The organism is Candidatus Viridilinea mediisalina, from assembly GCF_002532535.1.
Taxonomy (GTDB): domain Bacteria; phylum Chloroflexota; class Chloroflexia; order Chloroflexales; family Chloroflexaceae; genus Viridilinea; species Viridilinea mediisalina.
This window is the reverse complement of the sequence record NZ_NQWI01000143.1, coordinates 1-11580: the sequence shown is the minus strand read 5'-3', so window position 1 is coordinate 11580 and position 11580 is coordinate 1. Positions and strand designations below refer to the sequence as shown.

8 protein-coding genes and 1 pseudogene are annotated in these 11580 nt (G+C 58.2%); 3 read left to right on the top strand and 6 right to left on the bottom strand.

The features are described from left to right. Positions 1–289: 289 nt before the first annotated feature. The 6 genes from CJ255_RS19295 to radA all read right to left on the bottom strand — a co-directional run bounded on the left by CJ255_RS19295 (position 290) and on the right by radA (position 7273). Positions 290–3004, bottom strand: a complete 2715-nt coding sequence (locus CJ255_RS19295; RefSeq protein ID WP_245863589.1) for an ATP-binding protein — start codon at positions 3002–3004, stop codon at positions 290–292. A gap of 5 nt (positions 3005–3009) precedes the next feature. Beyond that, complete coding sequence (locus CJ255_RS19290) at positions 3010–3591, bottom strand: SpoIIE family protein phosphatase (RefSeq protein ID WP_097645723.1); 582 nt, start codon at positions 3589–3591, stop codon at positions 3010–3012. Continuing rightward, positions 3581–4015, bottom strand: a complete 435-nt coding sequence (locus tag CJ255_RS19285) for an anti-sigma regulatory factor (RefSeq protein ID WP_097645722.1) — start codon at positions 4013–4015, stop codon at positions 3581–3583. The genes CJ255_RS19290 and CJ255_RS19285 overlap by 11 nt, the downstream gene beginning before the upstream one ends. A gap of 109 nt (positions 4016–4124) precedes the next feature. Next, positions 4125–4571, bottom strand: coding sequence for a D-aminoacyl-tRNA deacylase (gene dtd / locus CJ255_RS19280; protein ID WP_097645721.1), 447 nt, complete (start codon positions 4569–4571; stop codon positions 4125–4127). A gap of 230 nt (positions 4572–4801) precedes the next feature. Continuing rightward, on the bottom strand, positions 4802–5902 hold the full coding sequence (locus CJ255_RS19275) for a PIN/TRAM domain-containing protein (protein WP_097645720.1): 1101 nt from the start codon (positions 5900–5902) through the stop codon (positions 4802–4804). Next, positions 5903–7273: a DNA repair protein RadA gene (radA, locus tag CJ255_RS19270; RefSeq protein ID WP_097645719.1), complete on the bottom strand. Its 1371-nt coding sequence runs from the start codon at positions 7271–7273 to the stop codon at positions 5903–5905. Between the two features lie 136 nt (positions 7274–7409). On the opposite strand from radA, the pseudogene CJ255_RS24780 reads away from it, so the two are divergent. From CJ255_RS24780 to CJ255_RS19260, 3 genes and pseudogenes are all read left to right on the top strand, one after another. Next, a pseudogene (locus CJ255_RS24780) lies at positions 7410–7826 on the top strand (choice-of-anchor J domain-containing protein); the annotation flags it as partial. A gap of 3 nt (positions 7827–7829) precedes the next feature. Beyond that, complete coding sequence (locus CJ255_RS19265; RefSeq protein ID WP_320410738.1) at positions 7830–8714, top strand: choice-of-anchor J domain-containing protein; 885 nt, start codon at positions 7830–7832, stop codon at positions 8712–8714. Continuing rightward, complete coding sequence (locus CJ255_RS19260) at positions 8659–11427, top strand: VWA domain-containing protein (protein WP_097645717.1); 2769 nt, start codon at positions 8659–8661, stop codon at positions 11425–11427. The genes CJ255_RS19265 and CJ255_RS19260 overlap by 56 nt, the downstream gene beginning before the upstream one ends. Positions 11428–11580 lie beyond the last annotated feature (153 nt).

Below are 11580 nucleotides of genomic sequence, written 5' to 3'. Positions count from 1 at the left end.
GGCATCGTAGTGCCGACTTTAGTCGGCTGAGGTCTTTGGCAGCGATGGGAGCCGACTAAAGTCGGCACTACCTATGGCGTAAACAGGAACATTCCTACGAACCTTCGCTCAGGGTGACAAAGCCACGGGGTAATCAACATTATCCGCTTCCCTAACTGTTCAGACTTGGGGTAAAACATCCGCCTGGGAGCGCGGGCGTCTCGCCCGCATCCATGCCATTGCGGGCGAGACGCCCGCGCTCCCAGGAGAAGTGTGAACAATTACGAAATGAGGAAGGTGGTAAGCAGGATCATGCCGCAGGCAAAACAAAGCTAAAGGTACTCCCTTCGCCGAGGGTGCTTTGTACCCAAATTTTACCACCGAGCAGTTCAATCAGGGGCCGTGCGAGCGAGAGACCCAGCCCAGTGCCGCCCGCTTCGATCTTGAGCGTATTCTCGGTACGATAGAAGCGATCAAAGACACGCGGTAGATCCTCTTCTGAAATGCCTACCCCGGTGTCGCGCACGCTCAGTTGGGTGTAACGTTGACCGTGGGGCACCTGATCGCGGATCTCGTCGGGCAAGGCTTCAATGGTCGTCTCGTGGGCCGTCACCCAAATCTGGCCGCCTTTGGGCGTATATTTAATCGCATTGATCAACAGGTTGTAGAGAATTTGGTGCAAGCGATGAGCATCAGCGCGCACCAAGGGCAGGCCCGGCGGAATACTGATGGTCAATTCATGGTCGCGTTCAGTCGCAAGCGATCTCAGTTCGGCAACGACGCCACTCAGCGCCTCAGCGAGGTGCAACGAGCGCCATTCGATGTCGGCACTCCCTGCTTCAATCTTGGTTATGTCGAGTACATCATTAATCAGCGCGATCATGCGCTCAGTATTATTGTAGATCGTCGTAACAAACTCACGCTGCGTATCATTGAGCGGGCCCAAGCCGCCCATCGAGAGCAGTTGGGTAAAGCCCTTAATCGCAGTCATGGGGGTACGCAATTCGTGAGACATCGTGCCGATAAACTCGGTCTTGAGCCGGTCGGCTTCAACTTCGCGGGTAATGTCACGCAGCATAAGCAGGGCACCGAGCAGTTCGCCATTCTCTTTGAGGACTGGGCCAAGCAAGAGAGCGATGGTACGCACACCCACCTTCAGCATCGACTCAAAGAAGCGCGGCTGATCATCGCGGCTCATGGGGCGATGCAGCAGATCGGGCAGCGGCAACTCGTGGGCACGATTACCCATATAGCGCGCAATAATCTCGTGGAGATTGAGGCTCCAGAGCTGCATATCATCCACATTACGCGCCAGAATCTCGGCAGCAGCGGGGTTGAGGGTCAACACATCGCCCTCAAGGTCACACACAATCACCCCATCGCTCAGGCTTTGGAGGATGGCCTGAATCTGGCTCGAGGCCTTCTCTTGGCGATCAAGCAACTCATAGCGCCGTTCAGCCTCAGAGCTAATCATCTGGAAGAGGTTGGCATTATTGACCCCAATGGCAATCGAGCCGGCTGAGGCATTGAGTAGGCGCAGGTGGCCTTCAGTGAAGAAGCCAACCTGGTTATGGGAGAGGCTCAGCACTCCCAAGACCTCACCCTGCACCACGAGGGGCACGGCGGCCATAGAGCCTTCGCGGCGGCGCACCGACATACCGGGCGCGGCGACCCAACGCTCATCCCTACTCACATCATCAATGAGGACACCTTTACGCTGTTGAGCCACCCAACCGGCAATCCCGCTGCCAATCGGGAAGCGCACATAGTTTTGGGGATCGCTCTCGACCCCAAGCACCTTGCGTGTCACCAGCAGGCTGCCGTCCTGTTCAACCAGCATAATCGAAGCGCGTTCAGTACGGGTGATGTCGGCCAAGATCTGCAACGAGGTTTCGAGCAGACTATCGAGATCGAGCGTACTACTGACCTCCACCGAGATCTGGTGGATCGTTGCGAGGCGATCCTTCTCATCCTGCAACTCACGGGTACGTTCCGCCACCCGCCGTTCGAGGTCAACATTGAGCGCCCGAACCTCAGCATAGAGACGCGCATTCTGCAGCGCAATCGCACTCTGGTTGACCACAGCTTGCACAAGGTCTTGCTGCAAGCGCAGATGGTTGATCGGATCAGTATCTTGCAGACCAACTACCGCCACCACCCGCTCGCTCACCAGCATGGGCATGGTCAGAACGCCACAATTGGGCAGCAACCAAGCGCCTTGGAGGGCCGGATCGGGCTGCATGTCAAACTGAGATTGAGCCTGACGCAGCGCCAGAGCCACAAGGTCACTCGGATGATCGAGGGGAATTTGCAGATCCGCCATGGGCAACTCAGCGCTGCCGGTCGTCTCACGCACCACCAGTTGCTGGCCATCCGCCGCAGCTTCCCAGAGCGTAATCTGGGCAATCCCAGTCAGATTAAAGAGGTTGGTCATGAGCAACTCAATCAACTGCTCCTCTTCGAGGATTGCAGAGAGTTGCTGCGAAATGACATTGAGCGATTGTAATTGGAGCGTGCGCCGGTCGGCGGCAGCGGAGGCAGAATCGAGGCTCGCGGCAATAAACTCACGCTCGCGAATCAGCTCAATGTTATACTCCGACCACGCGTTGGTCAGCATAGATGTTGCGTGATCAAAGAGATCATCAAGCTGTTCAACGAGATCAAGCGCCTCCGCCGGATCGCTGATACTCTGGCGCAGCAGGGTATGGGCGCAGCGTTGAAGCTGGCGTGCAAGATCGAGTACCGGGCCTAAGGCGCCCTCGCTTCCTCCATCGCCAAGCGCAAGGTTTTGCAGCAGCGTATCAAGGGCAGCGCCATCGGCCTGGGCTGCCTGCAACACCGCAGCATAGAGTTCAGCAACATCAACGGTAGGCAAACTCAGGGTTGCCACCGCGCCATCAGCGTCATCAGCGGGGGGCGCAGTGATCGCCGCAAGCTGGGCATGGGGCATTGCCAAAAGCTCGGCCCACATGGGCATAAGGGTTGCACGCTGATTGGTAAGCCATATGGCGAGGGCAGTAGACATGGGCACTACTCGGTAATCCGCACCACCACAATCGTGGCATCATCGCTATCCTTCCCGTGCTGCTTAAGAATCAGCTCGGCAAGGCTTTGCGGCTCCATAGTGGTACTGATCTGATTGTCGAGATTGAAGCGGCTCGAGACACCATCGCTATAAAGAACGAAGGTATCGCCAAAATTATAGCTATAGGAGAGCTTGAGCAAGGTAGGCAAGCGATAGCCAATAATCCCATTTTTGGAAATAGGCTTAATGGCGAGGCTACTATAGACCTGGGCACCAATATTGCCAACCCCGATGTAGGTCACCTTGCGTTGGGGCAGATCAAACGTGAGCATACCCATCACGGCACCACGGGTGCCATGGAGGGCTGCGTGAGCCTGTTTGATCAGCAGGGTCGGCTCAAGGGCCGGTTGTTCACGAATAACCGCAGCGGCAGCATTAGCCGCATGGGCCGCTTCGGTGCCACCGCCCAAGCCATCAATCACCGCAACCTGCAACCCAGCGGGATCGAAGGGTTCAATCACATAGACATCACCACTAACACTCTGGCCATACTTTGGGCGTACGACCGCGCCCCAACTAACGCCCATAGATTGCTCTCCGCTGCGGCACATGCAGCCACTTAACCGCCCGCACATGGGTACCGACCCCCACGGTTGACGTGATGCGAAACTCGTCCATCAAGCGGCGCACGCCAGGCAAACCAGAGCCCAGCGTATGGGCGGTACTATAGCCATCTTGGAGCGCCAATTCGATATCCACAATCCCCGGCCCCTCATCAGTTGCCTCGATCATCAGCCCAACGCCACGATTAGGATCATCAAGGCGGGCAAAGCTCAAGCTCCCCCCGCCCGCATGTACCAACAGATTGCGGGTCAATTCTAAGACAACAATCTCAATGCGGGTACGGTCAGTCAGACCAAAGCCCAACTCAGTTGCCAATTCGCGCACGCGGCTCATGGCTACATAGACATCAACCTCGCGCATAATTGGGCAACTGATCGGTGCGACCATACGCTCTTCCTACGTACCACTGTCGTTAACGCAAACCTTTGCTTCTCATTATAACACTTTCGTTATACCATTGGGATGCGGGGTTTGGCCCCAAACCCGCCAGGGGCGCTTACAAGGTAGCACTATCGAGCATGAGGGTCACTGGGCCTTCATTGACCAAGGCGACGCGCATCATGGCCCCAAAGACGCCCAATTCCACATGCACACCGTAATTCCGCAGGGCTTGGGCATAGACCTCAACGAGAGGTGCGGCCAACTCGGGGGGCGCGGCGGCACTGAAGTTGGGACGACGACCACGGCGCGTATCGGCGTAGAGGGTAAACTGCGACACGACCAAGGCGCTACCGCCCACGTCGCACAGCGAGTGGTTAAAACGACCCGCCTCATCGCCAAAAATCCGTAGGTGGGCGGTCTTTTTGGCCAACACCTCGGCGTCGGCCTCTGTATCACCTTGGCCTACACCGAGTAGAATGAGCAGCCCCGGGCCCGTTTGGCCCACAAGCTCGTTGGCTACTTCGACTGATGCGCTCGAGACGCGCTGGATGAGAGCACGCAATGGAATTACCTCAAGGAGCGAGAGACAGAGGTTTTCACCACAGAGGCACCGAGGGCACAGAGGTTTTCGATCTGATGCCCACCCTCGGTGTGCTCTGCGCCTCTGTGGTGAAAATCATAAAGAGACAGAGGTTTTCACCACAGAGGCACCGAGGGCACAGAGGTTTTCGATCTGATGCCCACCCTCGGTGTGCTCTGCGCCTCTGTGGTGAAAATCATAAAACCATCAATTCACCGTGGTGCCGACAACTCCTCTGGTGCGAGGGTCGCAAAGACGATCCGCCCGGTTTGGGTTTGATGCAAGCGGGTCACAATGACCTCAACCGATTGACCAATCAGTTGGCGGGCATCTTCGACAATCACGGGAGTCCCATCGTCAAGGTAGCCAACCCCTTGTTGGCGGGCATTCCCCTCATTGCGGATAGTCAACTGGAGGCGTTGGTCTTGAATCACCAGGGGGCGCATGGCTTCGCTGAGGATATTGAGGCTGAGTACCTTGACCCCTTGGAGCGCGGCAACCTTATTGAGGTTAAAGTCGTTGGTGATAATCGGAGAGTTATACTGGCGGGCCAGGGCCACCAGTTTATCATCAACGCGCGTCACGCCAGCGACTTCCACATTGACCACTTCAATCGGCAGAGGCGCTTCATGCTGCATCTCACTGAGCAATTCGAGGCCGCGTCGCCCTTTTGCGCGGCGCAGATCATCGGCGGAGTCGGCCAGTTGTTGCAATTCAGCCAAGACGAAAGCCGGAACAATCAGGGTTCCCTCAAGAAAGCCGGTACGCGCCACTGCTGCAATGCGGCCATCAATCACCGCACTGGTATCTACCAAGAAGCGGCGCGGTGCTGAATCTGGGGCGGGCAGTTCCGGGTTGCCCGCTATGGTGGTAGCGGAAGTAGCCGGGCGCAACTGTTTGAGCAGATCACCCATATCGTGCCGCCGCGAGCTAAAGATCGAGCCACCGGCATAGGCCAGTACCAGTGTCACCACAATTGGCAGAATCTGGCTCAGAGGGCTTGGCAGGCTCGCCAAGGGCACCGTAAGCAGCACACTAAAGATGATGCCCAGCATAACCCCGGCCCCAATCACCAGCAGATCCGAGAGGGGCACACTCCGCGAGCGGCGCAGCAGTTCATTGAGTGGCTCAATCGTTAGGCGCGGCGTAACCAACAGCCCCAGCCCCCCCCCGGCTAGCATGAGCAGATTGGTCGCTATGCGCTCCATCTCGGTAGGCACGGGGCGCGACAACGAAACCCCAAGATACCACCCCAAATAGGCTAGGCCACTCATTCCCAAAAGACGTACAACCAGATTGAGACTAAGCTTCATCTACGGCCCCTTCTGGGCCAGTTGATCGACCACTTCAGCGAGTGAACGAGCAGACTCGATGGTGATGCCAGCAGGTGGGCTTATTTGGGCGGTGGAGGGCACGATTGCCCGTGTGAAGCCCAACTTGGCCGCTTCAACCAAACGACGATCCAACTGACTGACGCTCCGCAGTTCACCCGAAAGCCCGATCTCGCCAACCAACACGAGATCCGGTTCGATCCGGCGATTCCGATATGACGATGCAATAGCAAGGGCAACAGCTAAATCGGCGGCAGGTTCGCCAATGCGTAAGCCACCGACAATATTAACATAGATGTCTTGATTGAAGAGGGGAATGCCAACTCGTTTGGTCAGCACAGCAGCCAACATGAGCAGGCGGTTGAGATCAAAGCCATTGGTGGTGCGGCGTGGCTGGGCGCTGCCTGTGGTTGAGGTGAGCGCCTGCACCTCAATCAGCAGCGGGCGGGTGCCTTCGAGCATCACCGCCACAGTTGAGCCGGAGCTACCCGCGTTGCGTTCAGCAAGAAAGACCTGCGAGGGGTTGGGCACTTCGCGCAGACCATCACCCGACATCTCGAAGACGCCAACTTCATTGGTAGAGCCGAAGCGATTCTTGACCCCCCGCAACAGCCGATACTGATGGAAGCGGTCACCCTCCAAATAGAGTACCACATCAACAATATGCTCCAGCACACGCGGGCCAGCAATCGCCCCCTCTTTGGTCACATGGCCAACCAAAAAAATGGGTACGCCCAACTCTTTCGCCAACTGCATCAGGCGCAACGCCCCCTCACGCACTTGGCTGACGCTCCCCGCTGCGCCGCTTAACTCCTCTAGGTAGACCGTCTGGATCGAGTCGACGATCACCATCCCAGGGCGGCTCTGGCGAATCTGAGCCAAAATCGTATCCAGGGAGGTCTCGGAATAGACAAAGAGTTCATCGCCGCCTAGCTCTAGGCGTTCAGCGCGGAGCTTGATCTGTTGCGCCGACTCCTCGGCGCTCACATAGAGGGCTGCGCCAACCTTACTGGCAAAATGGGCCGCCACCTGGGTAAGGAGGGTACTCTTGCCAACTCCGGGGTCACCGCCGATCAGCACCACCGAGCCGGGCACCAGGCCACCACCCAAAACGCGGGCCAACTCCTCGGCGTAGACCGGCAGGCGTTGAAAGCCACCCGTAGGCACATCGCGCAAACGCACCGGCCTTGCCCCGGCACTACCGCTCTCACGAGCCGTACCGCGAGCGCCAGTGCGCGCCTCAACCTGCTCCACAAGGCTGTCCCAGGTCGCACAATCGGGGCACTTGCCCATCCAGCGCGTCTGCTGGGCACCACACTGTTGGCAGACAAAAATGGTGCGCGTCTTTGCCATGGGCACATTATACCACGCTGCTTTTAGCCTACCGTTGGTAGTAGCTTTCAAGTGGGTTACGTCAACGTCGCTGGGGCTACGCCCCAACCCCCCGCCGGGGGCTTACTACCATTTACGATTGTAGTTTGAAGCGACAACCCTGCCTGCCGGATGGAGTGTCACTCCTGCTGATGGCCCCGGTTGGCGCTTTGACGATCCGGGTTCCCGCACGAATAAAACCGGCGGACAACAAAACTTTGCGATTGCCGATAGTGATCACGCCGGGCAGGGTGTTGCGATGGACACGTCGCTGATCACGCCCCAGTTTAGTCTGGCTGGCGTCAGCACGGCCCGCCTCCAGTTTCAAACCTTCTTCCGCCCCCACGGTAATTCCACCGCTGATGTGGATGTGAGTATCGATGGCGGCACCACCTGGACAAATGTGTGGCGCACTACTACCCAGGTGAGTGGACTGATCACGGTGAATCTCAGTGCGCAGGCGGCCAACCAGAGTAATGTGCGCCTGCGCTTCCGCTACTATAACGCCACCTGGGACTGGTACTGGCAACTTGATGACGTGAGGGTAGAGGGCGTGAGTGCGGCTGCGGCACCCACTGGTCTGAGTGCGACCGTGAATGGCAGCCAGGTTGCACTGAGTTGGAATGCTGTCACCGGGGCGAACCAGTACCGGGTAGAGCGATCTCCCGATGGCACTACTTGGAATGCGTTGACCACCGTAGCCGGTTCGATCACGCGCTTTACCGATAGCCAAGGGTTAACGTGTGGTAGAACCTACTCGTACCGCGTCCTGGCGCTCAATGCCGCTGGCCCTTCGGCACCGAGTAACGTTGCAACGGCTGAGTTTCCGGCATGTGCCGATATCCAGGGGCTGAACGAAGCCTTCACGGCAACCACCACGCCAGCAGGCTGGAGTGTGCAGAACAACGTACCCGGCGATGGTTGGCGCTTTGACGATCCAGCTAATCGCAAGAGCATTTTGCGGGATACCGACAATTTTGCCATCGTCGAAAGACTGATCGGATCGAACCAGGCGATAGACACCGAGTTACGCACACCGCCGCTCAACTTGGCTGGCCGTCCCGCAGTGTCGCTCTCCTTCCGTACCTTCTTCTTCATCAGTAGCGGGAATGCCGTTGCCGATGTGGACGTGAGTAGCGACGGCGGGACTAGTTGGACGAACGTCTGGCGTGCAACCCAGACAAAGAACTCCAATCCCTTACGCACGATTACGGTTGATCTAACAGCAACGGCTGGCAACCGCAACAACGTCATCGTCCGCTTCCGGCTCTCCTCTGAGACCTCCAGCTCGCTCTGGATTGTTGATGACGTCAGAATTGAATCCCAAGCCCCACCCGCAACACCCACCAATCTGAGCGCCGCTCTCGATGCTGGGGGGGGCGATCAAGCTGACCTGGACGGGAGGCGGAATCCGCAATTTTGATCTCGAACGGGCCCTTGGGAATGGGGAATTCGCCTCGATTGCCACGATCACCAATGGGGCCACCAGCTTCATTGATGTGACGGTAGCGAGCGAAACCGCATACCGCTACCGTGTACGCGCACGCAATGCTGCGGGAGCTTCAGCATTCGGTAACATCGCCACGATCACCAGCGGGAACCGGGTAGTGCGCTTCATTGACCTGAGCGTGTCGTACTACGATACGGCTGCGAATGCGAATACCAAACGTGCAGCGATTGAAGCCAACCTGCGCTACTTCGCCGACGCGGTCTACGAGATGTCGAACGGGGCCAACAAGCTACGCCGCATCGAGATCTACACCAACGGGAACCGCAAGGATCAGGCCGACATCGTTTGGATTGCTTCCTGCTGGCCTAATGCCCATATCTCGGGCTTTGGCAGGCCGGGGTGGCGCATCGAGCACTGCGACAATTTCCAGAATACGAGTTTCATTGCCAATGATGTCGCCCATCGTCAGGGGGGCTACACGCTCGGTCACGAGATGGGCCACTACTTCTATTCGCTCTTCGATGAGTATCGGGGCGACAGTGCAACTGGAGGGCCGTCCTTTCCGCTTTCGGGTGATACGCCGGTCGAAAATTCGGTGATGAACAGCCAGTGGAGAGCGGTTGACGGCGACATGAACTGGCTCAACTTCTCGACCGCGCTGAACAATACCCGCAATAATGCCCAGCATCGCATCTATGGGGCAAGTGCATGGGAGACGCTGGCACGCCCGCTGAACGAAGACCCGCGCAGTGGTCAGCGCTCGACCGGCCCGGTGCGGCTCTTCCACCCCGAACTGGCGGCGGTCGCCCCGGCAGCCGGTCAGCCACCACGGATCGATCTGGTCAATGAGGCCGCACGCCAAGAGGCCCGCAGTGCGCTCGACTTCGTCTGGGTGGGCAGCAACGCGGGTAACCTCGCCCAGGCGGAACCCGATTTTGTCCGTCAGTTGGTGATTGACACCTCGGCGGCTATGACGGTGAGTGAGCTGGATGCGCTCAAGACGGTGCTCAAGAACCTGATTGATAACGCCTCGCTCGGTACCATGATCGGTATCTCCACCTATAGCATCACGCCGACGGTGGTGCAAGCGCCGATTGTGATCGCGAACGACACTACCCGCACCCAGTTGAAGACTGCGCTTGATGGTATCACCCTAGAGAACAACGCCGCCGCCGCGATGGGTGATGCTCTGGCCACCGCCCTGAGCGGGCTCAACAGTTCGAGTGTACCCGCCTCGGCCCGCCGCGTGGTCTACCTCTTTAGTGCGACTATGCACAATGAGGGGAGTCATCCCTTCACCCAAGTGGGCGCATACCAACAGGCAAGCGTGCCGATCTACACCTTCGATCTAGGCTTAGACGATCGTCTCTCTGCGGAATTGCTCGATCTCGCTGATGCCACGGATGGCGACTACTTCGCCGGAACGAGCGTGGTTGACCTCCGCTTGGCCCTGAGTGAAGCCGAGCAACTCGCCTCGCCGCAGGTGATCACTGGTCTGACCACTGGCGAGGGTAGCACTACCAGTACGGATCCCTTCACCAAGACCTTCCACGTTGATGCGAGCCTCGGGGCAATCCAGGTTGACGTCTTCTTCGTGGGTGATGCCGACGCAGCAACGCTCATGCTCCTGCGGCCCAACGGTACAGCAAGCGGGGCCACCTTCACGACCTTCAGTGAAGATTATGGGCTGGACGGTCAGTTTACGCTCGCCAGCACCCGCATCGTCAATCCAGCCCCGGGCAATTGGGAGCTTAGGGTGGGCGCTACGGAAGCCAACGTGGATCTGATCTTCTGGGTTGACGCCGAGGCGAAAGCGGGGGAGAGCACCTTCTTCGCTGATGTGCAGTCGGTCACCGGCAACCAGATCACCGCCCCTGAGCCAATCTTGATCGAAGCCTTCATCGCCCAGAACTTCCCGATTGCGCGGGCAGGCGTGCGGGCCATTGTGGAAGCGCCGGACGGCACGGTGAGCGAAATCACCATGCGTGACGATGGCATCGCACCCGACTTTATGAACGAGGATGGCTTCTACAGTGCGCTAGTGAACTATCAGGGCGATGGCGAGTACTTCATTACCGTCTTCTTCGACAATAACGCCGGAACGGCGGTCTTCAGCGAAGAGTCGGTCGCACCGACCCAAGCCCCCGACGGCGCAACCCGCCCGTCCCAAATGACCCCGGTGGAGGGCAACTTCCAGCGCTTCGCCACCACATCGGTCTTTGTAAGCGGGGGGCAAGAGCAAGACCACGCCGATGATTTCGAGAACGCCACGGTGGTTCAGCCCAATAACACCCCGGTTGTTGGACGGATCGATTTCGCTGGCGATATTGACACCTTCAGAGTGGACGTGCCGAGTAACTTCAGTGGCGAACTGGTGCTACGAATGGACAACCTCGCCCTAGGCATGGACCCCTTCGTCTTCGCCTTCGCTAATGATGATAGTTGGGAGTTGAGCAAGATCTTCGACACGGAACCGACGTCCAACGATGTGCTCGTACTCACCTTGCCGCCAAGCGCCGGCAAGACCATCTACATCATGGTGATGCACCTCGACCCTAATGCAACCGAGGGCTGGTACGATCTATCAGTTGGCCCGCCCATCGTTGGTGAACGCATCAGCGATCCGATCAACGCCAAGCCAGACGTGAGCCAAGAGACGGTCTTCTTACCGCTCGTCGTACGGTAGGGTCTGTGGAGGGACACGGCGACGCCGTGCCCCTCCACAAACCACTTTGTAGCGACCGCTAGGGCTTTGGGATGCTCAGGATGGCCCTCACCCCCTACCCCCTTCGGCAAGCTCTGGTTCGACAGGCTCACCAACCGGGCACCGCCTCTCCCA